General features: G+C 61.7%; 18 protein-coding genes, 4 tRNA genes and 1 pseudogene. 15 read left to right on the top strand and 8 right to left on the bottom strand.

The genetic code is table 11. From position 1 onward, the window contains the following. Positions 1-79 precede the first annotated feature (79 nt). A complete protein-coding gene (locus AC07Y9_RS02140; protein ID WP_053260176.1) occupies positions 80-1,135 on the top strand; it encodes an AI-2E family transporter in 1,056 nt (351 codons plus the stop codon). Between the two features lie 119 nt (positions 1,136-1,254). Here AC07Y9_RS02140 and AC07Y9_RS02135 read toward each other — a convergent pair whose 3' ends face one another. Continuing rightward, the gene (locus AC07Y9_RS02135) at positions 1,255-2,292 is read right to left on the bottom strand and encodes a sensor histidine kinase (protein ID WP_102678430.1); all 1,038 of its coding nucleotides are present in this window, start codon (positions 2,290-2,292) and stop codon (positions 1,255-1,257) included. Then, positions 2,292-3,056, bottom strand: coding sequence for a response regulator (locus tag AC07Y9_RS02130; RefSeq protein ID WP_007931608.1), 765 nt, complete (start codon positions 3,054-3,056; stop codon positions 2,292-2,294). Before AC07Y9_RS02130 ends, AC07Y9_RS02135 begins: the two co-directional genes overlap by 1 nt. 315 nt (positions 3,057-3,371) lie before the next feature. Between AC07Y9_RS02130 and pyrF the strand changes: the two genes are divergently transcribed. Beyond that, the gene (pyrF, locus tag AC07Y9_RS02125) at positions 3,372-4,070 is read left to right on the top strand and encodes an orotidine-5'-phosphate decarboxylase (RefSeq protein ID WP_007931610.1); all 699 of its coding nucleotides are present in this window, start codon (positions 3,372-3,374) and stop codon (positions 4,068-4,070) included. A gap of 153 nt (positions 4,071-4,223) precedes the next feature. Here pyrF and AC07Y9_RS02120 read toward each other — a convergent pair whose 3' ends face one another. Continuing rightward, the gene (locus AC07Y9_RS02120) at positions 4,224-5,228 is read right to left on the bottom strand and encodes an NADP-dependent oxidoreductase (RefSeq protein WP_102678429.1); all 1,005 of its coding nucleotides are present in this window, start codon (positions 5,226-5,228) and stop codon (positions 4,224-4,226) included. Positions 5,229-5,461: 233 nt separating this feature from the next. Between AC07Y9_RS02120 and AC07Y9_RS02115 the strand changes: the two genes are divergently transcribed. From AC07Y9_RS02115 to AC07Y9_RS02105, 3 genes and pseudogenes are all read left to right on the top strand, one after another. Beyond that, entirely contained in the window at positions 5,462-6,223 is a 762-nt protein-coding gene (locus tag AC07Y9_RS02115) for an SDR family oxidoreductase (protein WP_102678494.1), read from the top strand. Between the two features lie 165 nt (positions 6,224-6,388). Then, a pseudogene (locus AC07Y9_RS02110) lies at positions 6,389-7,531 on the top strand (HAMP domain-containing protein); the annotation flags it as partial. Further along, positions 7,514-8,395 (top strand): methyl-accepting chemotaxis protein, encoded by an 882-nt coding sequence (locus AC07Y9_RS02105; RefSeq protein WP_371858165.1) that lies wholly within the window; start codon positions 7,514-7,516, stop codon positions 8,393-8,395. The pseudogene AC07Y9_RS02110 and the gene AC07Y9_RS02105, both read left to right, overlap by 18 nt. An 86-nt stretch (positions 8,396-8,481) precedes the next feature. Here the strand turns inward: AC07Y9_RS02105 and AC07Y9_RS02100 are convergent, their stop codons facing one another. Then, positions 8,482-9,252 carry a hypothetical protein gene (locus AC07Y9_RS02100; RefSeq protein WP_007931618.1) on the bottom strand — a complete coding sequence of 257 codons (771 nt, stop codon included), beginning with the start codon at positions 9,250-9,252 and terminating at the stop codon, positions 8,482-8,484. 365 nt (positions 9,253-9,617) lie between these two features. On the opposite strand from AC07Y9_RS02100, the gene AC07Y9_RS02095 reads away from it, so the two are divergent. From AC07Y9_RS02095 to AC07Y9_RS02075, 5 genes are all read left to right on the top strand, one after another. Then, positions 9,618-9,693: transfer RNA gene (locus AC07Y9_RS02095), tRNA-Glu, on the top strand. A gap of 2 nt (positions 9,694-9,695) precedes the next feature. Then, positions 9,696-9,771 (top strand) — tRNA-Gly (locus AC07Y9_RS02090). A 104-nt stretch (positions 9,772-9,875) separates the two neighbouring features. Next, positions 9,876-9,951 (top strand) — tRNA-Glu (locus tag AC07Y9_RS02085). Positions 9,952-9,954: 3 nt separating this feature from the next. Then, positions 9,955-10,030, top strand: a tRNA-Gly gene (locus tag AC07Y9_RS02080). A gap of 279 nt (positions 10,031-10,309) precedes the next feature. Further along, the gene (locus tag AC07Y9_RS02075; RefSeq protein WP_102678427.1) at positions 10,310-11,524 is read left to right on the top strand and encodes a sugar transporter; all 1,215 of its coding nucleotides are present in this window, start codon (positions 10,310-10,312) and stop codon (positions 11,522-11,524) included. Positions 11,525-11,653: 129 nt separating this feature from the next. On the opposite strand, the gene AC07Y9_RS02070 is transcribed toward AC07Y9_RS02075, so the two are convergent. Then, positions 11,654-15,106: a GLUG motif-containing protein gene (locus AC07Y9_RS02070; RefSeq protein ID WP_102678426.1), complete on the bottom strand. Its 3,453-nt coding sequence runs from the start codon at positions 15,104-15,106 to the stop codon at positions 11,654-11,656. A gap of 1,077 nt (positions 15,107-16,183) precedes the next feature. On the opposite strand from AC07Y9_RS02070, the gene AC07Y9_RS02065 reads away from it, so the two are divergent. The 4 genes from AC07Y9_RS02065 (at position 16,184) to AC07Y9_RS02050 (ending at position 22,424) form a co-directional block, all read left to right on the top strand. Continuing rightward, positions 16,184-16,900 (top strand): fimbrial biogenesis chaperone, encoded by a 717-nt coding sequence (locus tag AC07Y9_RS02065; protein WP_102678425.1) that lies wholly within the window; start codon positions 16,184-16,186, stop codon positions 16,898-16,900. 107 nt (positions 16,901-17,007) lie between these two features. After that, positions 17,008-17,967, top strand: coding sequence for a fimbrial protein (locus AC07Y9_RS02060; RefSeq protein WP_102678493.1), 960 nt, complete (start codon positions 17,008-17,010; stop codon positions 17,965-17,967). 316 nt (positions 17,968-18,283) lie between these two features. Further along, a complete protein-coding gene (locus AC07Y9_RS02055) occupies positions 18,284-21,160 on the top strand; it encodes an ATP-binding protein (RefSeq protein ID WP_102678424.1) in 2,877 nt (958 codons plus the stop codon). 442 nt (positions 21,161-21,602) lie between these two features. Further along, the gene (locus AC07Y9_RS02050; protein ID WP_102678423.1) at positions 21,603-22,424 is read left to right on the top strand and encodes an alpha/beta hydrolase; all 822 of its coding nucleotides are present in this window, start codon (positions 21,603-21,605) and stop codon (positions 22,422-22,424) included. Positions 22,425-22,491: 67 nt separating this feature from the next. Here the strand turns inward: AC07Y9_RS02050 and AC07Y9_RS02045 are convergent, their stop codons facing one another. From AC07Y9_RS02045 to AC07Y9_RS02035, 3 genes are all read right to left on the bottom strand, one after another. Then, positions 22,492-23,130, bottom strand: coding sequence for a LysE family translocator (locus tag AC07Y9_RS02045; RefSeq protein ID WP_009042830.1), 639 nt, complete (start codon positions 23,128-23,130; stop codon positions 22,492-22,494). Position 23,131: 1 nt separating this feature from the next. Then, positions 23,132-23,902 (bottom strand): 2OG-Fe(II) oxygenase, encoded by a 771-nt coding sequence (locus AC07Y9_RS02040; RefSeq protein ID WP_007931636.1) that lies wholly within the window; start codon positions 23,900-23,902, stop codon positions 23,132-23,134. A 101-nt stretch (positions 23,903-24,003) separates the two neighbouring features. Beyond that, a complete protein-coding gene (locus AC07Y9_RS02035; RefSeq protein ID WP_007931638.1) occupies positions 24,004-24,630 on the bottom strand; it encodes an alanyl-tRNA editing protein in 627 nt (208 codons plus the stop codon). 91 nt (positions 24,631-24,721) lie between these two features. Between AC07Y9_RS02035 and AC07Y9_RS02030 the strand changes: the two genes are divergently transcribed. After that, positions 24,722-25,705, top strand: a complete 984-nt coding sequence (locus AC07Y9_RS02030; protein ID WP_009042832.1) for a LysR family transcriptional regulator — start codon at positions 24,722-24,724, stop codon at positions 25,703-25,705. The last annotated feature ends 25 nt before the right edge of the window (positions 25,706-25,730 follow it).

Genomic DNA, 25,730 nt, shown 5'->3' with positions numbered 1-25,730 from the left:
GCTGCATTGAACGGGCTTGGGCGAACGGGCATCCACCGTTCGCCTACGCTTGGTGAGTTGACCTTTCTCGAGATTCCAAATGCTCAATAATGATCGCCTGTTGGTGCAGATCCTGCTTCTGGTGCTGTTCGGCGCCAGCTTCTGGGTCATGGCGCCGTTCTGGTCCGCGTTGTTCTGGGGGGCGGTCCTGGCGTTTGCCAGCTGGCCGCTGATGCGCCTGCTGACCCGCTGGCTCAATGGCCGCGAGGCCCTGGCCGCGGCCGTGCTGACCCTGGGCTGGATGCTGCTGGTGGCGGCGCCGCTGGTCTGGCTCGGCTTCAACCTGGCCGACCATGTGCGTGACGCCACCGCCTTTATCAAGGATGTGCAGGTCGATGGCCTGCCCGCAGCGCCGAGCTGGCTGGCCGGCGTGCCCTTCGTCGGTGAACGGCTGGTGGGGCTGTGGAACAGCATCGACCAGCAGGGCGCGGCGATGATGCTGGCGATCAAGCCCTACCTGGGGCAGGTCGGCAACTGGCTGCTGGCCCGCAGCGCACAGATCGGTGGCGGGATCCTCGAGCTGACCCTGAGCATCGTCTTCGTATTTTTCTTCTATCGCGACGGGCCGCGCCTGGCGGCGTTCGTCCACGGGTTGCTGGAGCGCCTGATCGGCGACCGCGCCGGCTACTACATCGAGCTGGTGGCCGGTACGGTGCAGCGGGTGGTCAACGGTGTGATCGGCACCGCCGCGGCCCAGGCAGTCCTGGCCCTGATCGGGTTCCTGATCGCCGGCGTGCCGGGTGCGCTGGTGCTGGGGATCGTCACCTTCCTGCTCAGCCTGATTCCCATGGGCCCACCGCTGGTGTGGATTCCGGCCACCGCCTGGCTGGCCTGGAAGGGCGAATACGGGATGGCGGTGTTCCTCGGTATCTGGGGCACCTTCATCATCAGTGGTGTCGACAACGTGCTCAAACCCTACCTGATCAGCCGCGGCGGCAACCTGCCGCTGGTGATCGTGCTGCTCGGGGTCTTCGGCGGGCTGATCGCGTTCGGTTTCATCGGCCTGTTCATCGGCCCGACCCTGTTGGCCGTGGCCTACAGCCTGTTGACCGACTGGAGCGCGAGCCAAGCGCGGGGCGAAGACAAGCGCCTGTAGCCGCTGCTCGACAGCGGCTACAGCGGTACGGTGGTGGCGGATGATCAGGCGGCGACGTCAACGCCGCCGGGGGCAAGGTTCGTGGACGGGAGCCGGGTACCGCCCGGCACACGGGCGACTCAGACGCGGGGCAGGCGCACCACGGTGGTCAGGCCGCCACCAGGGGTTTCTTCCAGGTGCAGTTGCCCGCCCAGGCGTTCGGCGGCCTCGCGGGCGATGGTCATGCCCAGGCCGACGCCGCCGGAATTGCGGTTGCGCGAGCCTTCCAGCCGGTAGAAGGGTTCGAACACTGCTTCGCGCTGGTCTTCGGCGATGCCCGGGCCATGGTCGATGACCCGGATCAGCACCTGCTCGCGGCTGTCCTGCAGGCTGATGCGGGCATGCCCGGCATAGCGCAGGGCGTTGTCCAGCAGGTTGTTCAGGCAGGAACGCAACGCCATCGGCTGCACCTGCAGGGGCGCGCAATGGCCGTTGGTCTGCACGTCGGCGCCCTGGTCCTGGGCGTTTTCACAGAGCGATTCCACCAGCGCTTGCACATCCATCCACTGCACAGCTTCGCTGGTGCGCTGTTCGCGCAGGTAGCTCAGGGTCGCGTCGAGCATGCTGATCATGTCGTCGAGGTCCTGGCGCATCTGGCCCTGCAGCTTGTTGTCTGCGATCTGTTCCAGGCGCAACTTGAGGCGCGACAGCGGCGTGCGCAGGTCGTGGGAGACCGCGCCGAGCATGCGCCCGCGTTGCTTGACCTGCTCCTGGATGCGCCGTTGCATCAGGTTGAAGGTGTGGGCCGCCTGCCGCGCTTCCCGTGGGCCGGACTCGTCCAGCGGCGGGCTGTCGAGGTCTTCGCTGAGGCGCTCGGCGGCATCGCTCAGGCGCTGGATCGGCCGGGTCAACAGCTTGGCGCCGTACCAGGCGGCGATGATCAGCGAGATGAACTGGAAGGTCAGCGGCACGATCGGGCCGCCGAACCAGGGACGTGGTGGCCGCGGCTCGAAACGCCCGCCGCCGGGCTGTGTCTGGCCGCTGAATTCGCTGGCCGGCGGGCGCGGAGGCGGGCCGTAGAGACGGAACCAGAAGAAGGCGAGCAGGTGGGCGAGCACGATCGCGATCAGCAGCACCCCGAACAGGCGGCCGAACAGCGTATCGAAGCGCCCACGCATCAGCCGATGTCTCGGGCGTCGAACAGGTAGCCTTCGCCGCGCACGGTCTTGATCAACTGCGGCGATTTCGGGTCGTCGCCAAGCTTCTGCCGCAGGCGCGAGACCAGCAGGTCGATACTGCGATCGAAGGCTTCGATGGAGCGCCCACGGGCGGCGTCCAGCAATTGTTCGCGGCTCAGGACCCGGCGCGGGCGTTCGATGAACACCCAGAGCAGGCGGAATTCGGCGTTGGACAGCGGTACGACAAGACCGTCGGCGGAGATCAACTGGCGCAGCACGCTGTTCAGGCGCCAGTTGTCGAAGCGGATATTGGCCCGCTGCTCGGTGCGGTCGTCGCGGACCCGGCGCAGGATGGTCTGGATCCGCGCCACCAGTTCCCGAGGCTCGAAGGGCTTGGCCATGTAGTCGTCGGCCCCCAGTTCCAGGCCGATGATCCGGTCGGTGGGTTCGCAGCGGGCGGTGAGCATCAGGATCGGGATGTCCGACTCGGTGCGCAGCCAGCGGCACAGGGACAGGCCGTCTTCGCCGGGCAGCATCAGGTCGAGCACCACCACGTCGAAGTGTTCCGCCTGCAAGGCCTGGCGCATCGCCGCGCCGTCGGTCACGCCGGTGGCGTGGATATTGAAGCGGGCCAGGTAGTCGATCAGCAGTTCGCGGATCGGTACATCGTCGTCGACGATCAGCGCCCGGGTGTTCCAGCGCTTGTCGTCACCCGTGCCAGGTGCTTTCTGATCGTCATTGAGGGGAGCTGGAATGTTGTGCATGCGTGCGATCGTCTGCCAGGTAGGCTGCCAACCACAAAGATGGGCGGCGAGGTGGTGGCTTCAGCATAGGCGTCCGGCCCTGGGGCTGGAAGTGCTGTTCGGGAGTGTTGCGGCTGGCGAGGGTAGCCGGGCGGGTTGTTGCCGGCGTGTCGGGAGTGTATCGGGCTCGACACAATTACCGCCAGGGTCGGGCATTTGCACGGTTTTATCGATACGCAAGCTGCCGTTGGCGATGAATTACCGATCATCGGGTCCCGGAGCGTCGTCGCTTGCGCTACAATCCGCGCCGATTTCGACTTGCCTGAGAGCCCCTTCATGTCCGCTTGCCAGACTCCTATCATCGTCGCCCTGGACTTTCCCACCCGTGACGCCGCACTGAAACTGGCTGATCAGCTGGACCCCAAGCTGTGCCGGGTCAAAGTCGGCAAGGAACTGTTCACCAGTTGCGCTTCGGAAATCGTCGGCACCCTGCGCGACAAGGGTTTTGAAGTCTTTCTCGACCTGAAATTCCATGACATCCCCAACACCACCGCGATGGCCGTCAAGGCCGCCGCGGAGATGGGCGTATGGATGGTCAATGTGCACTGCTCCGGCGGCTTGCGCATGATGGCGGCCTGCCGCGAAGTGCTGGACCAGCGCAGTGGCCCGAAACCGCTGCTGATCGGCGTGACCGTGCTCACCAGCATGGAGCGTGAAGACCTGGCCGGCATCGGCCTGGATATCGAGCCGCAGGAGCAGGTGCTGCGCCTCGCTGCCCTGGCGGAAAAGGCCGGCATGGATGGCCTGGTCTGTTCGGCCCTGGAAGCCCAGGCGCTGAAGGCCGCGCACCCGTCGCTGCAACTGGTGACCCCGGGGATCCGTCCTGCGGGCAGCGCCCAGGACGACCAGCGGCGCATCCTCACCCCGCGCCAGGCGCTGGATGCCGGTTCCGATTACCTGGTGATCGGCCGTCCGATCAGCCAGGCGGCGGACCCGGCCAAGGCTCTGGCGGCCGTGGTGGCCGAGCTGGCCTGAATCCGGCAGCGCAGTGCTGGCTGTCGGCGATAGTGCAAGCGCGCTTCGCGCTATCGCGAGCAAGCTCGCTCCTACAGAGAGTGCCTAGGCCCTTGTAGGAGCGAGCTTGCTCGCGAAACGATCGGACAGACAACCCGATTCAAAGAGCCACGTTCAAACCTTCAGCACCAGCTTGCCGAAGTTCTCGCCGCTGAACAGCTTCATCAGCGTTTCCGGGAAGGTTTCCAGCCCCTCGACGATATCCTCCTTGCTCTTGAGCTGCCCCTTGGCCATCCAGCCGGCCATTTCCTGCCCGGCGGCGGCGAACTGGGGCGCATAGTCCATCACCACAAAACCTTCCATGCGCGCGCGATTGACCAGCAACGACAGGTAGTTGGCCGGGCCCTTGACCGCCTCCTTGTTGTTGTACTGGCTGATGGCGCCGCAGATCACCACCCGGGCCTTGAAGTTCAGGCGGCTGAGCACGGCATCGAGAATGTCGCCGCCGACGTTGTCGAAGTACACATCGACGCCTTTCGGGCATTCGCGCTTGAGGCCGGCATGGATGTCTTCGCTCTTGTAGTCGATGGCCCCGTCGAAGCCCAGTTCGTCGATCAGGAACTTGCATTTGTCCTGGCCGCCGGCGATGCCGACCACCCGGCAGCCTTTGATCTTGGCGATCTGCCCGGCAATGCTGCCCACCGCGCCGGCCGCGCCCGACAGCACCACGGTTTCACCGGCTTTCGGCGCACCGACGTCCAGCAGGGCGAAATAGGCGGTCATGCCGGTCATGCCCAGGGCCGACAGGTAGCGCGGCAGCGGCGCCAGCTTCGGATCGACCTTATAGAAGCCGCGCGGCTCGCCGAGGAAATAGTCCTGCACGCCCAGGGCGCCATTAACGTAGTCGCCGACGGCGAAGCCGGGGTTGTTCGAGGCGATCACCTGGCCCACGCCCAGGGCGCGCATCACTTCACCGATGCCCACTGGCGGGATGTAGGACTTGCCTTCGTTCATCCAGCCGCGCATGGCCGGGTCGAGGGACAGGTACTCATTCTTCACCAGGATCTGCCCGGCCGCCGGTTCGCCGACGGGAACCTGCTGGTAGGTGAAGGTTTCGCGGGTCGCCGCGCCCACCGGGCGTTTGGCGAGCAGAAACTGGCGATTGGTCTGGGTGGTCATGGCAGGCACTCAAGGATCGATGGAACCCTAGTTGATAGACCTTCAGCCCTGATGCCGCAAGGTTTGCCGCTGTAGCGAATAGGGGGCGATCCAGAGGCGTGATGGTCGTATGGCCGCCTTCATCACCATCGCGGATAAGTCGGCAACCGGCCCTCTGATAGTGCTGCCGCGTGCCCGTTGCCTGTGCCTAGACTGGGCGAATCCGATCCATGCATTCCATCGAGGGCATCACCATGAGCATGACGTTTTCCGGCCAGGTCGTTTTGGTCACCGGCGCAGCGGCGGGTATTGGCCGGGCCACGGCCCTGGCGTTCGCCACGCAGGGGCTGAAAGTGGTGGCGGCCGACCTCGACGTCGCCGGTGGCGAGGGTACGGTGCAATTGATTCGCGCCGCCGGTGGCGAAGCACTGTTCGTGCGCTGCAACGTTACCGACGAGGTGGATGTGCAGAACCTGATGGCCCAGGTGGTAAGCAGCTACGGCCGCCTCGACTATGCCTTCAACAATGCCGGGATCGAAATCGAGAAGGGCAAGCTGGCGGACGGCACCCTGGACGAGTTCGACGCGATCATGGGAGTCAACGTCAAGGGCGTCTGGCTGTGCATGAAGCACCAGTTGCCGCTGATGCTCGCCCAGGGCGGCGGGGCCATCGTCAACACGGCGTCGGTGGCCGGCCTCGGCGCGGCGCCGAAGATGAGCATCTATGCCGCCTCCAAGCATGCGGTGATCGGCCTGACCAAGTCGGCGGCCATCGAATATGCGAAGAAGAAAATCCGGGTTAACGCGGTGTGCCCGGCGGTGATCGACACCGATATGTTCCGCCGCGCCTACGAGGCCGATCCGAAGAAAGCCGAATTCGCCGCGGCCATGCACCCGGTCGGGCGGATCGGCAAGGTCGAGGAAATCGCCAGCGCGGTGCTGTATCTGTGCAGCGACGGCGCGGCCTTCACCACCGGCCATGCGCTGGCGGTCGACGGTGGCGCCACCGCCATCTGACGCTCGCCAGTCTTAGGGGCGGCCCTGGTGACCAAGCGTTGCCTGGGTTGTACCGGATCGACCTCGACCATTCTGAAAACGACCTGAACGTAGCTTTTTGCCATTATTCCGACGCCAGAGACTTGTGCTCCAGTGCAGCCCGTTGCGAACCTGCAAAACTGGACAATGGCCCTGTTGCCATTGGGGACTGGAAGGGGACTGAGCGCAATGAATTCGGCCACGAACGGACGTTTTGCCAACCTCGGCATGGCGAAAAAACTGGGTGTCGGCTTCACCCTGGTGCTGCTGCTGACGGCGCTGGTGGCTGCCATCGGCGTCTGGTCCCTGCAGACCATCAGCCAGCGTTTCGATGGCCTCAAGCAGATGTCGTCACTCAACAGCGGCTTGCTCAAGGTCCGCCTGCTCGAACAGAACTATGCCTTGCACGGCGACGCCAAAACTGCGGACGCCTTGCACGAGGGCGTCGACGCCTTGCTGGCCCTGGCGGCGCAGCTCAAGGAACGTTCGGCGGCGAATGTGCCGGTGATGACCGATGTCGAGCAGGCGCTGGGGGCTTACCGCAAGGCCTTCGACGAGTTCGTCGAGCTGACCCAGGCCAAGGACCTGGCGCTGGAAATGGCCAGTTGGTCAGTGTCCAGCGTGGCCAACAACCTCGACGTGCTGCAGGCCGGCCTGGCCGACGACGGTACCTATAGCCTCAAGGAGTCCGCCGGCAAGGAGGGCAGCGAGTTCGTCGAGCAGGCCAATCAGGTCAGTCAGGTTTCGCGCTTGATGCTGCAAGCCATGAACGAAGCCCGGGTGCGCCTGGACCAGAGCCGCAAGGGCGAGGAAGAGGTCGAGCAGGGCAAGATCGAACAGGCCGACCAGGCCTTGGCCCAGGCCGAGCAGCTCAAGACCCTGGTCAAAGACGCCGGTTATCAGACGGTGCTCAACGAAGTGGTCGGGCATATCGGTGGTTTCAGCGAGAAGCTCGCCGAATACACCGGCTTGCTGGCGCAGGAGAAAAAGGTCTATCAGCAACTGCACGAGCGCGCCGCGCAGGTGATGGAGCGGGTCGACCAGGCGTACGGTGCGCAGGATCAGTCGATGCAGGCGGAGCTGAAAAAGAACTCGCTGTTGATCGTCGCGTCTTCGGCCCTGGCGTTGCTGGTGGGCGTGTTGGCGGCCTGGATCATTACCCGCTTGATCGTCACTCCGCTGCGCAGCGTGATGCGCGTGGCGCAGCAGATCGCCGCCGGTGACCTGAGCGCGACGGTGGAGGTGACGCGCCGGGACGAAATCGGCCAGCTGATGCTGGCAATGCAACAGATGGGCAGCGGCCTGAGCGGTATTGTCAGCGGCCTGCAGGCAGGCATCGAACAGTTGGCCAGCTCGGCCCAGTCGCTGTCGGCGGTGACCGAACAGACCAATCTGGAAGTCAGCAGCCAGAAGGAAGAAACCGAGCAGGTGGCGACGGCGATGAACCAGATGACCGCCACCGTGCACGATGTCGCGCGCAACGCCGAAGAAGCCGCGCAGGCGGCGCAGACCGCCGACGACAAGGTCGAAAGCGGCCAGCAGGTGGTGCGCCAGAGCATGCAGCGCATCGAACAGCTGGCGGATTCGGCCACCAGCGCCAGCTCCAGCATTGAAAGCCTCAGCGCCGAGATCCAGAACATCGGCACCGTGCTCAGCGTGATCAAGAGTGTCGCCGAGCAGACCAACCTGCTGGCGCTGAACGCGGCCATCGAAGCGGCGCGTGCCGGCGAGCAGGGCAGGGGCTTCGCGGTGGTGGCCGACGAAGTGCGGGCCCTGGCCAAGCGCACCCAGCAATCCACTGAAGAGATCGAGCGCCTGGTCAGTGCCTTGCGTTCGGCGGCGCAGTCCTCGGTGCAGCAGATCCAGAGCAGCGGCGAACTGGTCAAGCTGGCGGTCAGCGATGCGCTGCAGACCGAAAGCGCGCTGGGCAGCATCGCCACGGCGGTGTCGCTGATTCAGCAGATGAACCAGCAGATCGCCGCGGCCGCCGAGCAACAAAGCTCGGTCGCCGAAGAGATCAACCGCAGCGTCACCAGTATCCGCGCCAGCGCCGATCAGTCGTCACTGGCCATGCAGGGCAATGCGGCGTCGAGCATCGAGCTGGCGCAGTTGGGGGCGGAGTTGAAGGGGATGGTCGGGCATTTCCGGTTGTAATGCCGCAGGTGCTTGCTAAAGGCTGCGCCGCCAGGGGCGCAGCCTTTAGGCCGTGCCGCGCGTATTGCTCGCGCGGCTGTTGCCGGTCAGTCGTAAATGGCTTTCTTCTTCCAGTCGGCGTCGGCTTCGACGACCTTCAGGCCTTCGGTCAATTGGTTGACCTCGCCTTCGACCGGCTGGGTGTTGGTCAACACCATCGCGTTGGAGCGGGCCAGGAGTTTTTCCAGGTACTCCAGCTGTTCCCGATAGACCGCCGGGTCCGGCTGCTTGCGCAGGTATTGCACACCGCGCTCGAACGCCAGGCGCGCCTGGCCGGGTTGTTCCTGCTGCAGGGCGTACTGGCCGAGGTTGTTGAAGAACTCGATGTGCAGCAGCACCAGGATGTGGCGGATTTCCCGGATCCAGTGCTTGGCTTCGTTGGTCGGCAGGAAGCCGTCCTGGGCGGCGCGAGTCACCTGGCCATGCAGGGCTTCCAGAAGAAAGCGCACGTCCTTGGCCTTGGCTTCGGTCTGGATCGGGCAGGGCGGGTTGTTGACTGGAATCGATTCGCCCTGGCCGACCAGCGCGTTCAACTCGGCGATACGCGCCTTGAGCGCGGCATCTGACTTGTTCAGGTTCAACAGACGCTGAACGACGTTGAGTTCCAGGCGGGTCATCAGCAACTTGAGCCCTGGCGACATGAACTGGCCGGGGAAGGTCTCGGTGATTTCGCCGCAGCGGCGCAGGCGGTCATTGAGTTCGACCTTGGTACGGGCCTTTTCCAGTTTATTGTTTTCCACCACATGGTTCATGTAGCCAATGGCGATCAATATTACGATCCCGGCTACTACTAGCAGGGTGATCATGAGTGGTGTCACCGTGTAAGACCTCTTTCTGGGGTTCGCGTACGAGTGGCGAGTGTAGTGACTTAGCCTTGGGGCGCCTAGCGCAGGTCGACGAGCAGAAACAGGCCGATTCTCTGCTTATATAGGAAATGTCTGGCTGGTTTCATATTGCCATCACCTAAGGATGTGGACTATAGCGTCTTGTCGAGTGTCAGAATATAGGCGTCAAGGCACAGGCTGCACAAATGCCCGAAAGGGCTCGCAAACCACCCCGAAGTCATTGATTTAAATAAATTTATATCAGGGGGTTGACGACCCTCCAATCCATCCATAGAATGCGCGCCACTTGCAGCGTAAAGCACACAGCGAAACGCGGCAGGGAGTGAATGTTGTAGCGTGTCCCCTTCGTCTAGTGGCCTAGGACACCGCCCTTTCACGGCGGTAACAGGGGTTCGAGTCCCCTAGGGGACGCCAATGCGGGAATAGCTCAGTTGGTAGAGCACGACCTTGCCAAGGTCGGGGTCGCGAGTTCGAGTCTCGTTTCCCGCTCCAATTTTAAACGGCACTGCTTTCGGGCGGGGCTGAGTGAAACCAGAACCAAATCTTCGGAGGCGGATCTGGACACCGAAACACACACCATGTGTTCCGGGTAGCGTGTCCCCTTCGTCTAGTGGCCTAGGACACCGCCCTTTCACGGCGGTAACAGGGGTTCGAGTCCCCTAGGGGACGCCATTTGCGGGAATAGCTCAGTTGGTAGAGCACGACCTTGCCAAGGTCGGGGTCGCGAGTTCGAGTCTCGTTTCCCGCTCCAAACATAGAGCTACAGATTCTCAAAGGTCTGTAGCTCATCGAAAAAGGGTCCCATTCGGGACCCTTTTTTCGTTTCCGTCGGCAGTGGCCGCGTTTCGGTCCGTTGCTCCTCTGTAGTGCGGGATGACGCTGCTTTCCCCTTGTCCTGTACGCTGGCGCAGATCCTGTTCGGCGCCTGCATGCTCCTGACCGTGCGCCCAACCTTTGTGAGTAGGCGTTTGGCACAGGGTTTGCGAAGGTCTGGGCCTGATTGACCATCGATAGAGTGGTGCACCTTTAAATGAGTATCTCCGTGGCGACAACTAAGGGTAATTGGCGGGCGGTCATCGCACTGACGTTGGCGGCCTTTGTGTTCAACACCACGGAGTTCGTTCCCGTCGGGCTATTGAGCTCGATCGGCAGCAGCTTCGACCTGTCGACGGCCCGGGTCGGTCTGATGCTCACTCTCTATGCCTGGATAGTGTCCCTGACTTCGCTGCCGGTCATGTTGCTGACGCGCAACGTCGAGCGACGCAAGCTGTTGCTCGTGCTGTTCGGGATGTTTATCGCCAGTCACATCCTGTCGGGGCTGGCCACGAGTTTCGGCATGCTGTTGCTGAGCCGGGTCGGTGTGGCCTTGTCCCATGCGCTGTTCTGGTCCATTACCGCGTCCCTGGCGGTGCGTCTGGCACCACCGGGAAAACAGGTCCAGGCCCTGGGTTTGCTGGCCACCGGTACTTCCTTGGCAATGGTGCTGGGTATTCCCCTCGGCAGGTTGCTGGGCGAGGCCATGGGCTGGCGGACCACCTTTATCGTGATTGCTGGCCTGGCTACCGCGCTGGTCTTCTGGCTGGCCAGGAGCCTGCCGTTGTTGCCCAGCCAGAACTCGGGTTCTCTCAGAAGCCTGCCGGTGCTGTTCAAGCGCCCTGCGCTGATAGCGCTCTATGTGCTGACGGCCCTGGTGGTCACCGCGCAGTTCACGGCTTATAGCTATATCGAGCCTTTCATCAAGGTGGTGGCCGGCTTGAGTGGCGATGTGGTGACCCTCATCCTGCTGCTGTTCGGTGGCGCCGGTATCTTCGGCTCGCTGTTGTTCAGCAGGTTTCACCGCTACAGCCCGCAGCGCTTTCTGCTGGTGACGGTGGCGTTGCTTATTCTGTGCCTGGCATTGCTGTTGCCGTTGAGCGGGGAGGTCTCGTACCTGGGCGGGCTCAGCCTGATCTGGGGGATGGCGATCATGGGCTTCGGGCTGGCGCTGCAGTCCAGGGTCCTGGTGCTCGCTCCGGACGCTACCGATGTGGCAATGGCGCTGTTTTCGGGGATCTACAATATCGGCATCGGCGGCGGCGCGCTGCTTGGCAGCTGGGTAGGGGGCCAACTCGGGTTCGCCTATATCGGCTTGGCCGGCGGCTTGCTGGCGACCTTGGCGCTGCTACTCTACTGCGCATCCATCTACCGCCTGACCCGGTCCAGCGTTTCGGGCGCCGACGGGGCTGAGGTCGCGACAGAGAAGTAGAGCTCTGGAGCAGGGCGCCGAGAGGCGCCAGGAAAAAAGAGGGGGCAATGATTCGGCTGAATCATTGCCCCTCTTTTCAATCAGACAACAAGCCCTGCCTCCCTATGACGGGGGGCAGGGTTTCAGTTCTCAGAACTGCAGGCCAACCTGCGGCACCTTGGTCGCTTCACCAAAGACGCTGTTGCTGGATTGCTGGTCCGAATTGAAGTCGATGCCGACCAGGCCACCGTAGAGCTGTCCGGAGGCATGCGAACCATCGATCTTGCCGCCTGCCGATGACAGGCGCAGCGTACCGAAGTTCATCCCCGCCAGCCCGCCCAGACGCGCGCCGTAACCGCCGCTGACGTTACTGGTGGTTTTGGAGTTGCTGATCTCCCCTTCATTCATCCCGGCCAAGCCACCCACACTGCTATAGCGACCGCCGTTGACCGAACCTTTGGCGGAGGAGTTGGCGACCTTGCCCTGCTGTCTGCCAACCAGGCCGCCGACCTGGCTATCGTCGCCACCGTTCACCATGGCGGATGCCGTGGCGTTGCTGATGTCGCTGTTTTGGTTGTAACCGACCAGGCCGCCGACCTGGCTATTGTTACCGCTGCTCACCGTGCCGGATGCGGAGGCGTTGATGATACGGCTATCCTGGCTGTGGCCCACCAGGCCGCCGACCTGGCTATTGTCGCCGGCGGTCACCAGGACGGCTGCCGAGGCGTTGGTGATATCGGTATTTTTGCTGTAGCCGACCAGACCACCGCTCTGGCTGCCGTTGCCGGCGGTCACTGTGGCAGATACCGATGAGTTGGCGATATTGCTATTCAGGCTATAGCCGACGAGGCCACCGATAAGGGCGTCATTGCCGCCGGTAACGGACAGGGAGGTGGAGGACGCGTTGGCGATGGAGGACTTTTCGTTGTAGCCGATCAGCCCGCCGATATTGGCCTTGCTATCGCCTTTCACCGTGCCGGCCACCGTTACATTATCGATACGGCTGTTCTGGTTGTAGCCAATCAGGCCACCCACATTGCTACCGTACAGACCGGACACATTGCCTTTGGCCGAGCTGTTGCTGATCGAGCCATTCTGGTTCGTGCCGATCAGGCCGCCGATATTGGCATTCCTGCCGCCTTTCACCGCGCCGGAGAACAACGCGTTATCGATGCGGCCGCCCTGGTTATGGCCAACCAGACCGCCCACATTTTTGCTGTACAGGTCGGACACGTTGTTGCTGGCAGAGCTGTTGGCAATCGAACCACCCTGATTCTTGCCTACCAGGCCGCCGATCGCTTCCGTGCCATTGCCGGTTACGTCGCCGCTGGCGTGAGAGTTGACCAGCGAACCCTGGTTGGAGCCGACCAGGCCACCGATCCGACCAGCCCGGCTACCCGAGACATTGGTGCTGGAGCGGGAGTTGCTGATGCTGCCATCGCCAGTATTTTCGCCGGCCAGGCCACCGATGTTCAGGTTTGCGCCGGCGAGGTCGATCGTGCCGGTGCTGGAGGCGTTGGCGATGACTCCGCGGTTCGAACCCACCAATCCACCCGCGCCTCTGGAGCCAGCATTCATCTGCCCCCGGAGGGTGATATCGGCATGGCTATTGGTGATTTTTGCCACGCCACCGGAGCTGGAAACGTTTTCGCCTACCAGGCCACCCATTGCAAAGGTGTACTGGTTGCCGATCACCAGGCCGCTGGCCGAGGAGTTGGCGATGTCGCCGTTCAGGTTGAGCGCGACCAGGCCGCCCAGCGAGTTCAGATGAGAGGCTCCGGTCACCCGCACGTCCTTGGCCTTGACGTTGCGGATGCTACCCATGTTCACCGCGGCCAGGGTGCCGACCTGGGTGTTGTAGTAGGTGGAATAAGCACCACTGGCTGAAATGCGTTCGAGGTTCAGGTTGCTGATCTGCCCCGCGTTGGTACCGAACAGTCCGACAAAGGCGGTGCTGCTATAGAGCGACAGGTCGCTGATGGTATTGCCCAGGCCATCAAGCTTGCCGGTGAAGGAGCGATCTTCGCCAAGTGTCCTGAAGCTGCCTTGGCCGGTAATCTGGTTACCCAGTACATAGCGGCCATTCATGTTTTTTTCGATATCGCGCAACTGCTTCAGGTTCTGCACCACCTGGTAGGACTCGCCGTTGGCGCTGAAGCGGGCATCCGCACCGGAGAGGGTGACGCTCTTGTCATCCTTGAGGCTGTGGCCGTTTTTGGAGTTCAGCTCCAGGCTCGCTCCCGTTCCGGTCAGCGCGACATCGTCATTCAGGCGAATGCCACCCTGCGCGGCATTCAGGGCCAGGGCCGCGCCGTCGCCGGTGGCGCTCAATGCTGCGTTCACCTGGACGTCGCCGCGTTCGGCGGTCAGGCCGAGCTTGTTGCCGCTGTTCCAGGACACCGCCTTGTTGACCGACAGGTTGCCCTTGCTGCTCAATTCGACGTTGGTCCGGGCCAGGTTCTGGGCCAGGGTATCGGCGTGCAGGGTAGGGCCGGCATTGCCGTTACGCGTGCCGTTCTCTGCCTTGGAAACGCTCACCTCGTCCGCGCTGATCTTCCAGGTGCCGGTCGTGCCCTGGTCGGCGTGCGTATCCACTTGCGCAGCCAGTTGGACCTCGACCCGGGCGCCGCGGTTTTCCACCACGCCACCGTTACCCTGGCCACCCAGGGCGCTGGCGTCCTGGCGCCCAGCCACCTGGACGATGCCGTTGTCGCCGCCGTCCAGGACAATCTTGCCGGCCTTGTTCTGCAAGGTCTTGGCCTCGATCACGCCCTGGTTGCTCACCACGTTTTTCAGCAGGCTGCTGGCGCTGCTGGCGGTCATCAACACCTGGCCGCCGTCGGCCTTGAGCAGGCCACCGTTCTGCACCAGGGCATCCACCGCGGCACCGTTCACCTGCAGGTTGAGCAGGCCGTTGCCGTCGAAGTTGACGCTGAAGTCCTTGCCCGCGCCCAGCGCGACACTGCCCATCTGCGCCTGGATCACCCCGCTGTTGCTGACCTGGGCGCCTAGCAACGCGACGCTGCCGCCCTCGCTGGCGGTGATCTGGCCGGCGTTGCTCACGGCAGAGCTGGAATTCCCGGTAAAGCGGTAAGTGCCGTCGAGGAAATCCTTGTCGCTGATGTTCTGGGTGGAGGCCACCAGGCCGCCGACGTTGACCTGGGCGGACTTGCCGAAGACCACGCCATTGGGGTTGATCAGGAACACCTTGCCGTTGGCATTGATGCGGCCCTGGATATCGCTGCCATTGGTGCCCACTACCCGGTTGAGGGCGATCGATTGGCTACCGGGCTGGTGGAAGCTGACGCTTTCGTCGCCAGCGACGCTGAAGTCGTTCCAGTTGGTGATCAGTTTGTTGCTCTGTTGATCGACGCTCATATGTTTGCCGTCGACCGTGGTATGGATGCCAGCGTCGCCCGAGACTATCGCCGCTCCGTTCGGCAGGGCGAAGGCCGGGGCCTGGGCCAGCAGGCCCAGCAGCGAGAAGCCGGCGGCGATCACGACCTTGAGGCGGCTGGATTTGCCACGGCGTCGGGTTCCTTCGCTGGCGACGTTCCAGCAACCAGTGGCCTGGTTCCAGATCAGTGCATAGCTTTTGTTCATGATGCTTCCTCTATATGAATACTCTGCTGATCCCCCCAGCAGAACGGGTACAACGAATGCGGGGCAGGCGCCGAGGCGATCACGCAAAGCCGGGGCGCCTTCCCTCCATGTGGGAGGGAAGTTGTTTGTCTCAATCCGTGCTTGATTTCATGGGCCTCCAGGCAAGGGAGATTCATGGGTTTTTTGTCAGATAAGACCTGCTACATAACGTCTAGAAAATGGCTGTTCGAGTGTTTCGAGTGACTATCCGAATTCACGATCGAATTGATTGCGAGCCTGTGCGTGCCAGCGTTGAGGCTGGCGTTATTTGCATGTAAATGCCTGGTTGCTCAGAGGGCTATATTAATTAACAAAAGGAAATAAAATAAAAAACCAGAACTTTCTTAACTGGTATACGGCGCTTTCCTAGTTGAAGTAAGGCAGCTAGCCATTGCGCTCGTCATATTGAAGTCCTTGCAGCCTGGCGACCGATGGCGTGGCAGAATCAGAAGCGCGATTTTCTGGGGAAACCACCGCTTTCTCCGCTTTGGGAGGCATCGCAAAAACAGCGGGCCAGGGCCTTGGGCCTGCCTGGCAGGCCTTCTCGATGGTCGAATCTGGGCGGTTTCGGGCTGCGGTGCTTTTGTTCTGAGAGAGGGTTGTCTAAGTTAAAACCTGGATGTAAGCCGACAGGGTTGATACTTCATGCATGTCTGGAAATATCAGATCCATGACGGCATGATATTTCGAATGTCAGGGGGTAATAGAAATACCCTCGGTCTGGAGTTTCTGGATCGAAAGTACTTGTTTCTAGAAAGTACTGATGCGCAGGCTAGATATCTAGCGATATGGACTCTGCGGGAGATTGCTTATTCTGTTCGCTCTTTTCGGCTTTCGCATATGAGTGAGCATGTTGTTCCTTTTAGGAATCGTCCTACTGATTACGACGCCTATCTACTGTAGTTTTCCTGCCTCCTGCCTTTCTCGAACGTCACGAATACCCGCACGGTTCGCTTCGTCGAGTCCATCGATGTTTTTGCATGGCGCGTAACAACGGGGGGGCTGCCCTTCGACGCATACCGAGGTAGAGAATTTACCGTGAAGACTCCAGCTATCGCCGGACTGATTCTGGCCAGTTTCGCCCTGTTTTTTCCTGCGTTCTCCCAGGCCGGCATCAACCTGGAAAACACCCGTGTGGTGCTTGCGGCGCCGAGCAAGGAAGCGTCCCTGGTGATCAAGAACAGCGCGGCCGAGGACCTGATGTTCCAGGCCTGGGTCGAGTCGGCCGATAAGAGCGAGGATGTGCCTTTCGCCATCACCCCGGTGCTCAAGCGCCTGGCTGGCGAACAGCAGCAGGTGTTGCGCATCCTCTACAGCGGCAAGGGCCTGCCGACCGACAAGGAGTCGGTGTACTGGCTGAACGTGCGGGAGGTTCCGCAAAAGTCCCGGGAGGAAAATACCCTGCAAATCGCCGTGCAGCAGCGCCTCAAGCTGTTCTACCGGCCGGCCGGGCTACCGGGCAAGGTCACGGAGGCCCCGCAACAGCTGAAGTGGCGCCTGCTTGCCAAAGACGGCAAACCCTATCTGGAAGTGGCCAACCCGTCGGCTTTCCACCTGTCTTTTGCCGGGATCACGTTGCGGATGGGAAGCAAGAGTTTCACCGCGCCGATCGATATGGTCGCGCCGACTGCGACTTCCCGGGTCGAGATGGCGGACCTGCCGAACGGCGTCCAGGCTAACGACCTCAAGGTTGAATTCGAAGTCATCGGCGATTTCGGTGGAATCCTCAAATATGACGGCGCCATTTCCGGCTGAGGCCTGGCGTCATCTGGTGGCGACGAGAGCGTTTTTGCTACTTTTCTTTGGTCATCATTGACTTGTATCTGGGCTCTAAATGGGGCTTGGGGAAGGGCTCTCTATATATGCGTAAACTGATCTTCATCTTGATATTTTTATCCGGTCTGTTTGCTCGGGAAGCGTTTGCAATTTGCACGCTTCCGAATGTTCCGCAAACACTGGACATTGTTTTACCCGCTCAGGCCACCATTAAGGCCGCTCCTATTGGAGGGGAGCTTGCTAGGCGTGAGGTGAAGCTCTGGAAGGGTTCTTCTAAGTGTGAGGCCGGGGATAGTCTCACTGCCAAAATCAAGACTGCACTGAAGCCATCGGGGGTGCCTAATGTGTATGAAACAGGTGTCAAGGGCCTCGGCGTTCAATTCTGTGTGATCTGGTTTACTGACGGTTTGGTGTGTCCTTTCTATTCACAGGGAATTCATGGCGTTGGGGAGTGGCCTCTCCCTGACTCTCTAGTGATGAGGATCATTCGCACCGATCGCAATGTAGGGTCAGGAAAAAGTGTGCCGATGGCATTCACCATAGATTGGCTAATCGGAGGCGCTGCCTTCCAGGTCAGAGGACAAGGCACTACCGAACTGGTCAACGATGTGTTTTTCGCCGGATGCGAATCGGTGGGCGCGGCGGTCAATGTGCCAATGGGTAAACAGACCATCGAACATATTACCAAGGGCAGCGTCAGGGAGGTGCCGTTCAACTTCGATGTCCGCTGCGACGGCTTGAAGCCTGACACGAAAGTTCCGGTAAAAGTCTACTTCGAAGGCAACTCCCAGGCCGACGGCCTGCTCAAACTTGTCAATCTGGGCCAGCCCGGCGTTGCATCGGGAGTTGGTATTTCCCTGGTCAATAACAAGGGCGTCAAGTTGCCGTTCAATATTGCCAGGTCCATCGCCCTCGATTGGAATAGAGAGGTGGTGGAGGGCTCCATTTACCGGTTCTCCGGCAGCGCCAAATACGTTCCAACAGGTGGCGAGATAAAACCGGGCAAGGGCGATGCAACCATGAGCTTCGTTCTCAACTACAACTGATCGTCATCGGTGGCGGGCACATATTCTTCTGCTCGCCGACCTGTTTCCTGTCCCGATCGGATGGCTATCGCGAGCCAGTTGCTGTCCAGCCTTCCCGAGCCCCCAGAGCACAAGGGCGCGCACAGTCGAGAAAGGCTCTCGCCGCTCGATTTCACAACCGCCGGCGCCCGGCTAGAATACCGACGGATCACTCTTGATCCATCCCCCATTGCCACAGATCAAAGCGGCACTCTCCATAAGAGGGTGACGCTATTGCTCGTGGGACAACGGCCCATTTGCGCAGGTTGCCGGGGTTCGATTCACAGGAAGGTATTCCATGATTCCAGCGTGTTGTCGGATGGTCGCTCTCTGCCTGTTACTTGTTCTGTCACCCGCCCTGGTCGCACAGGAGCCTGACATCTCCCTCGTCGCAAGGGTGGCAGTGACCAGCCGGCCATGGCTGAGTGAAGTGGATCGACAGTGGCTGGCAAGCAGAGGCCCACTCACGATCGGGGTGGCATTGCCCGACTATCCGCCGCTGGGCATGCTCGACGTCAATCGTTTCCAGGGCGTTACCGCGGATTACCTCGCCTTGCTGTTCGAGATCCCCCCCAGAGTCCGTCAGTTCCCTTCCCGGCAGGCGGCATTGATCGCCCTGCACAAGGGTGAGATTGACCTGGTCGGCGGTGGCTCCGCGATGGATGCCGAGGATAACGGTCTGCTCCTGACCCAGGCCTATGAACCGAACCAATCGGTGCTGGTAACCGCCGAAGGCCGTCCTTTCGACCCACAAGCAACCGGCACCCGGCTGGGGGTGTTTGCCGGCTACCGTGTCGAGGAAAAGGTCTCCGCGGTTTATCCGAACAGCCAGATCCTGCCATTCGCCTCGCCGCTGCGCGCGCTCGAGGCGTTGAGCCTGGGAGAGGTCGATGGGGTGATCGATGATGCGGTGTCCGCCCACTATCTGCTCAACATCAACTACCTGCTGGACCTGCACATCGAAAACTTCGCGCCGGTGGAAAGCCGTGGTTTCGGCTTCCTGGTGCGCGCCTCCGATACTCGCCTGCATGCCGTGATCGAGCGAGCCATTCCGACCATTCGCTCACGCCATAGCGAAAGTATTCTGCGCAATTGGAGTGCGGGGAGCAGCCTGCGCCTGACTCAGCAGCGCGTGACGCTGACGCCCGCCGAGAACCGTTGGCTGGACGCCCATCCGGAAATCCCAGTGACTGTCCATGACTCTCTCGGCGCCCTGGGACAATTGGACAACGGTGGGCAGGTGCGGGGTATCGGCCCCGACTATCTCAAGTTGCTCAGCCAGCGCAGCGGCCTGACGTTCCGCCCTGTCCGCGCGCAGAATTATGCCGAGATGAACGCGCAGGTAACCGAGGGCAAGACCCTGATGACCTCGGTTACGTCTGCCGACACCGACACCGAGGCCTATATGGATATCCTTCTTCCTTATCTGAGGAGCTCGGTGGTACTGATGGCCGGACCTAAGGCAGCCCGTACCCAGGGCAGTCCTTTCCATAGCCTGAATGACCTGCAAGGCAAGCGCCTGGCCAGTGTCCCGGGTTATTTCGTCAATCAGATCATCCAGCAGAACTATCCGGATATCCGTTTACAGATCTATCCCAACTTTCTGGAGGCCATGCGTAGTGTCGACGACGGGCGTAGCGACGCGTTCATCGGCAGTGACTACACCGGTCGTTTCCTGTCCGCCCAGCGTTTCAACAACCGCTTGCGCGTAATCGGCATTCTCGACGAGTTCTCCCGACCGGTCAGCCTTGGGGTGCTGAAGGGGCAGGAAGAGCTGCGCAGCATCCTGGAGAAGGCCCAGGTGGCGATCACCCCGGAGGAAGTGGCGGACATCGTGGAGCAGTGGGAGCCGCGTATTTCTACCTTGGGCAGCCATTTCTGGCGGGATCATCGCAGCAATATCCTCCGGCTTGGCGGTGTCTTCGGCTTGCTGGTCCTGTTGTCGCTGATCTGGGGTTTCTACCTGACCCGGCAGGTGCGCAAGACCCGCCAGGCCGAAGGCGAGCTGGCGCTGGCGCGGGAGAAGGCCGAAGCGGCCAACGAGGCCAAGAGCATCTTTTTGTCCACCATGAGCCATGAGATCCGTACCCCGCTGAACGCCATCATCGGCCTGCAGGAAGTGGTGCAGCAGAAGGCCGAACGGGGCGAGCTGGACCTGGCGTCGCTGGCCGTCGCGCAGGAGGCGGCACAGGGGCTGCTGCTGTTGCTCGGCAATGTGCTCGACCTGAACCGGATCGAGTCGGGGATGATCGACTCGGCGCCCGAGGCGGTGCTGATCAAGGCCCAGATCGAAGCGATCGCGCCCCTGGTGGTCGGCATGGCGCGACAGAAGCAGCTGGCGTTCGAGATGCGGTTCACCGGCGACATGGAGCAATGGGTGCTGATCGACCCGCTGCATTTGAAACAGGTGCTGTTCAACCTGCTGAGCAATGCCATCAAGTTCACCGAGCGGGGCCGGGTGACGCTGCATGCCTCGGGCAGCCGGGAGGCAGAACATCTGCACCTGTTGCTGGAGGTCATCGACAGCGGTATCGGCATCTCGGAGCAGGACCAGGCCAGATTGTTCCAGCCATTCTCCCAGGTCAGTTCGGCTCAGGCCGGGCAAACCTTTGGCAGTGGGCTGGGGCTGAACATCACCCGGCGGCTGGTCGAACTCATGGGCGGCACTATCGTCCTGAGCAGCGAACCGGATATAGGCTCCTGCTTCAGCGTGACCCTGCAACTGCCTCTGGCCGAGGCGCCTGCCGAAGCCGCGGCAGAAGTACCGCAGGCGAGCACGGAGCCGCTTTCGCTGAATATCCTCGTTGCTGAGGACAATGCGTTCAGCCGGCTGACGCTGGAAGAGCAATTGCTGGTCCTGGGGCATCGCGTGACGCTGGTCGAGGATGGGCAGGCGGCGTGGGAAGCCTGGCTGGCCGCCGAGTACGATGTGTTGATCACCGACAGCCAGATGCCACGCCTGGGCGGCTATGACTTGACCGTGCGCATCCGCCAGATGGAGCGCGAGGAGGGGCGCCGGCGCTGCTGGATCCTGGGGGCGACCGCCAGTGCCGAGGACGCGGAAATCCAGCGCTGCCTGGCCGCCGGCATGGATGAGGTGGTGTTCAAGCCCCTGACCCAGCAGGTGCTGAGGCAGGCCCTGGAGAATACTCAACGAGCCCCTGCGCGGGCTTGAGCACGACGAACCGGTCACCAGGACAGATCCCATCCCGGATAATCGCGGTGCTGACTGAGCGGGCCGGACGCATTCAGCGCCGGCTTTCCCTGCATCGCTCTGGCCTGCATGGCCCCCGCCTGAATATCTCCCCGCTTCACGTTGATATGCCGTTGCGCCGTTCCTCCAGGGTGGCCATGGCAAGATAAATCCTAGAGAAATTTAAGATTCGGCTGATTTACGTCTGACCTGGGCTCCACTCACTCTTTAGCGCATTCGAGCCGCGTTCCGCACACCACCCTGCCTACAGTCCCCAATCACGCGTGGCATTCCTCTCACAGAGAGCAGCCGTGGACAGCGAAGCCGCTCCCCTGAAACCTTCCTGCCCGATGACGGACACGTCCGCACCAATCGCAGGCCGCTGACCAAGCCCTTTTAAACATTCCTTCCATCGGAGATGACCATGACCACTCTCTATCGCGACATGAATCAAGCCCAGCTCGACGCGGCGTATAACAACACCGAGGCAGTGCCGGATTTCCCCGGTATCTACGCGGATTTGCAGGCGCGCAGCGCCAGTTTCTACGCCTCTGTGGCCGGCCGGCTCGATCTGCCTTACGGCACCGGCTCCAGGCAGCGTTATGACTGGTTGCCCTGTGGCAAAGCCGACGCCCCGACGTTCATCTTCATCCATGGCGGGTATTGGCAGAATTGCAGCAAGGAAGATTTCGCCTTCATCGCCGCCGGTCCCCTGGCTGCGGGGTTCAACGTCGTCCTGGCCGAATATACGCTCGCGCCGCAAGCCTCGATGACACAGATCGTCAGTGAAATTGGCAGCCTGCTCGAGCATCTCCAGGCCGACGTTGATCACCTGGGTATTGCGGGGCACAAGGTGGTCCTGAGCGGGCACTCGGCAGGAGGCCACCTGGCGATCCAGTTCCGTTCGCACCCATGGGTGACCGATGTCCTGGCGATCAGCGCATTGGTCGACCTGGAGCCCATAAGCCTGTCGTGGCTCAACCAGAAACTGAGTCTCTCGGAAGCGGAGATCAATGCCTATAGCCCGCTGCACCATATCGGCAAGGGCGCCCATACATGGGTGGCGGTAGGTGCCGACGAACTGTCGGAACTGGTCCGCCAGTCTGATGAATACGCCAAGCAAGCGTTGGCCCGAGGAGAGTCTGTGCAGCTGATTCACGTGCCGGGCTGCACGCACTTTTCAGTCCTGGACGAAATGGCAAAACCGCAGGGAATCTTGCTTCAGGCCTTGTCATCCGTCAGCTGATCGTGGATCGGAACTGAGCAAGCCTGTGTCGAGCCGTCAGTTGCTGGCGGCTCGCTTGAGCAGGGGCTTACATCGACAGGATCAGGCGTCCGGCGAACAGAATCAGGATCACTCCCATGGTTCGCTCGAACCAGTGGCCCATACGCATGAACAGCAAGCGCACCCGCGGGCTGGAAAAGAACAGCGCGACGATCACGAACCACAGCGCGTTCACACAACACATCCATACACCGTAGAGCGCCTGCACCTTGAGGGGCGTGGTGGCGCTGATCACCGTGGTGAAAATCGCCAGGAAGAACAGCGTGGCCTTGGGGTTGGTGGCGTTGGTCAGGAAACCGGTCATGAAGGCCTTGGGCAAGGTCTGCCGTTGCACCTGATCGTTGTTCGTGTCGCTGCCCTCGATCGATGTCTTGGGTTTGCTGCGCAACAGGCTGACCCCGAGATAAAGAATGTAGGCACCGCCCACCACCTTGGCCACGTTCAGCAGCCATGGCGTGGTATGCATCAGCGCACCGACCCCCAGCAGGGTGTACAGCACATGCACGGAAATCCCCGCACCGATGCCGATGGCCGTGCACAGCCCGACCACCCGGCCAAAGCGCACGCTCTGGCGGATGGTCACGGCAAAGTCAGGCCCGGGAGCCACCACGGCGAGAAAGTGGATGGTCGCCAGGGCCAGGAATTCGCCTAGATAGTTGGAAAGCATTTCAACTCCAGAAGGTCAGGGGGGACGAGCTGCCGCGATAGCCGACAAAAAAGGAAAGGCTCAGGCGCGGGTTGGCCACCCCCGGGGTGACTGCGTGCATGCGCCTTGAGTTGAACATGATGAAATCCCCGGGCTCCGGGCGGATCTCCAGCGAGGGTGTGCCGAGCAGGGCGGGCTCGATGCCGTAGCTGTCGCCGCGCATGTCGTCGAACTGGTCCGGGGAAATATCGTGATTCCACATCTGCAGGGCGCCACCCGCGTCAGGCATGTTCAGGTAGAGGTTGCAGGCGAACTGCGCCTCCAGGCTGTGGGCCTGGAAGCTGTCGGGGGCGTCCTTGGCGAAAATGTCGTGATGGGCAAGGAAGCACACCCCGGGTTTCACCACCCGCGACAGGCCAACGTACATCTTGCGCCCGTACAGGTTTTCCAGGTGGGCGCCGGCCGGCCAGGACTCGTCGAGCATGCAGCGCAGGGTGTCGACGGGAGACGCATAGGGTGCGCAACGCGTGCGCAGTTCGGCGATGTTGGCGGTGGCGCGTTCGAAATAGTCTTCGATCAGCAGCGGCTGGTTTTCCGCCTCATAAAACGCCATGCCGATCCGCCCGATGCTGGGGGCGTTGATGTAGCCCTCGAAGCCGGGAGCGAGAATCTTGTCACCCAGCTGGATCGCCTGGGTGTGCGGCAGGAAATTCTTGATGCGCAGGGCGAGCACTTGTTCCTGGGCCAGTTTCTTTATGCACGTCTCATCGAGACGCTCGACGTCAAGCATCATCTGCAGATCCCTCTATCCGATAATCGTCGAACCCGCGCACGCGGGTTTCCCCTGTGTCAGGCGATGCGTCGCGTGATGTGCAAGGCGACACCGCCGATGAATCAGTCCACGTGGTAGTGAACCGAAAGCATTCCTTTCTTCTGCGAGAGGGAGGCGATAGTGACGTTGCCCAATTCCTTCAGGCGCTTCACATGGGTCCCCCCGCAGCCATAGGCGGGAAGCTCGCCGAAACCGATTTCCCGCGAGCCTTCACGCAGCGAGACCAGGCGCGGCAGGTCGGCGGCAATCCAGTGATCGATGCCACTCTGCAGGCTGTCGACGTCGAGTTCCTGCGGGCTGTCCCCGGGCTTGAAAGACACGCGGCCCTCACCAGGCCAGTGATGGGCCTTGACCGGGACCCAGCCGCGGGTTTCGCCGAAATGACCGATCAGGTGCCCGGCCGAGTGCATGCGGGTATTGAACTGGCGGCGCTGTTCATCGACCTGGACCTGGACCATGCCCGGTTGCACCGGCTGGCTGACGTAATGAATGATTCGCTCGGGCTCCTGGACCACGCGCAACACCTGGCTTTCGCCGATCCAGCCGGTGTCGCAGGGTTGGCCGCCGCCTTGGGGATGAAAGATCGTGGCACGCAGGATCACCGCGAATTCGTTGTCCTGCGGGGTGCATTCGAGCACTTCAACGTTGGCCTTGAGTTCATCATTATGAAAAAAGAGGCGAAGCGTCATATTCCGTGCCCTTATTAAAATACCTTTTTTAATTATATGGCGCGGCGGAATTGCGTGATAATCCGTTCAAACCTCAAAGGACTGTTGTGCTGTGAGCATAAATCTTCCCCTTCCGCTGCTGGGCGAAATGGCGATTTTCGTCAAGGTCGTCGAGGTCGGCAGCTTCTCCGAAGCCGCCCGCCAGTTGGGTTCGTCACCCTCGGCGGTGAGTCGCAGCATTTCCCGTCTGGAGAAGGCGCTGGCGACTCGCTTGCTGCAACGCACCACGCGCAAGTTGCGCTTGAGCGAAGGGGGCGAGGAGGTGTTCAAGCGCTGCAGCGAGATGGTCAGCGCCGCCAAGTCGGTGATGGAAATCAGCGGTCAGTTCACCCACGAGGCCGAAGGGCTGGTGCGGGTTAGCGTGCCCAAGGCCGTGGGGCGTTTTGTCGTGCATCCGTACATGCCCGAGTTTCTGCGGCGTTACCCCAAGGTCGATGTCGAGTTGTTATTGGAAGATCGCAACATCGACCTGATCGACGACAACGTGGACCTGGCCATCCGCATCACCGATCGGCCGCCGGCGGGGCTGGTCGGGCGCCAGTTGTTGACCATCGATCACATGCTGTGCGCCACACCGCAGTACCTGGCCGAGCACGGGACGCCGAGCCATCCCCACGATCTGCTCAACCACAGTTGCATTTACCTGGGTGAAACCCCCAGCGATGCGCGCTGGAAGTTCAAGAAGGGCAGCAAGTCGGTGACGGTTGGTGTGCGTGGGCGTTATGCGGCCAATCACACCGGGGTACGGCTGGGGGCGGTGCTGGAGCATATCGGCATCGGCAGCTTGCCGTACTTCACCGCGCGGCATGCCCTGGAGCAGGGCTTGCTGGTGCAGGTTCTACCGGACTGGACGTTTCTCGCTTCCTACCATGGCGGTGCCTGGCTGTTGCATTCGCCAACCCGTTACCTGCCGCCGAAGCTGCGGGTATTCATCGATTACCTGGTGGAGTGCCTGGCCAAGGAGCCGACCTTGAGCCGGCAGGGCAAGCAGGAGGCGAAAGGCTACGAACAGCCCGAAGGCGATGGCGCGGGTTGAGCCAGCCACTCATGGGTAGAAAAAA

This window comes from Pseudomonas sp. GW456-L12, assembly GCF_059424045.1.
Note: the sequence above shows the minus strand (reverse complement) of the source record. Positions and strands in the feature narration are given on the sequence as shown.

Excerpts from the sequence above, each read along its gene's own strand:
- AC07Y9_RS02140 (WP_053260176.1), top strand. The coding sequence starts at position 80 with ATGCTCAATAATGATCGCCTGTTGGTGCAGATCCTGCTTCTGGTGCTG.
- AC07Y9_RS02135 (WP_102678430.1), bottom strand. The coding sequence starts at position 2,292 with ATGCGTGGGCGCTTCGATACGCTGTTCGGCCGCCTGTTCGGGGTGCTG.
- AC07Y9_RS02130 (WP_007931608.1), bottom strand. The coding sequence starts at position 3,056 with ATGCACAACATTCCAGCTCCCCTCAATGACGATCAGAAAGCACCTGGC.
- pyrF (WP_007931610.1), top strand. The coding sequence starts at position 3,372 with ATGTCCGCTTGCCAGACTCCTATCATCGTCGCCCTGGACTTTCCCACC.
- AC07Y9_RS02120 (WP_102678429.1), bottom strand. The coding sequence starts at position 5,228 with ATGACCACCCAGACCAATCGCCAGTTTCTGCTCGCCAAACGCCCGGTG.
- AC07Y9_RS02115 (WP_102678494.1), top strand. The coding sequence starts at position 5,462 with ATGAGCATGACGTTTTCCGGCCAGGTCGTTTTGGTCACCGGCGCAGCG.
- AC07Y9_RS02105 (WP_371858165.1), top strand. The coding sequence starts at position 7,514 with ATGCTGGCAATGCAACAGATGGGCAGCGGCCTGAGCGGTATTGTCAGC.
- AC07Y9_RS02075 (WP_102678427.1), top strand. The coding sequence starts at position 10,310 with ATGAGTATCTCCGTGGCGACAACTAAGGGTAATTGGCGGGCGGTCATC.
- AC07Y9_RS02070 (WP_102678426.1), bottom strand. The coding sequence starts at position 15,106 with ATGAACAAAAGCTATGCACTGATCTGGAACCAGGCCACTGGTTGCTGG.
- AC07Y9_RS02060 (WP_102678493.1), top strand. The coding sequence starts at position 17,008 with ATGCGTAAACTGATCTTCATCTTGATATTTTTATCCGGTCTGTTTGCT.
- AC07Y9_RS02055 (WP_102678424.1), top strand. The coding sequence starts at position 18,284 with ATGATTCCAGCGTGTTGTCGGATGGTCGCTCTCTGCCTGTTACTTGTT.
- AC07Y9_RS02050 (WP_102678423.1), top strand. The coding sequence starts at position 21,603 with ATGACCACTCTCTATCGCGACATGAATCAAGCCCAGCTCGACGCGGCG.
- AC07Y9_RS02045 (WP_009042830.1), bottom strand. The coding sequence starts at position 23,130 with ATGCTTTCCAACTATCTAGGCGAATTCCTGGCCCTGGCGACCATCCAC.
- AC07Y9_RS02040 (WP_007931636.1), bottom strand. The coding sequence starts at position 23,902 with ATGATGCTTGACGTCGAGCGTCTCGATGAGACGTGCATAAAGAAACTG.
- AC07Y9_RS02035 (WP_007931638.1), bottom strand. The coding sequence starts at position 24,630 with ATGACGCTTCGCCTCTTTTTTCATAATGATGAACTCAAGGCCAACGTT.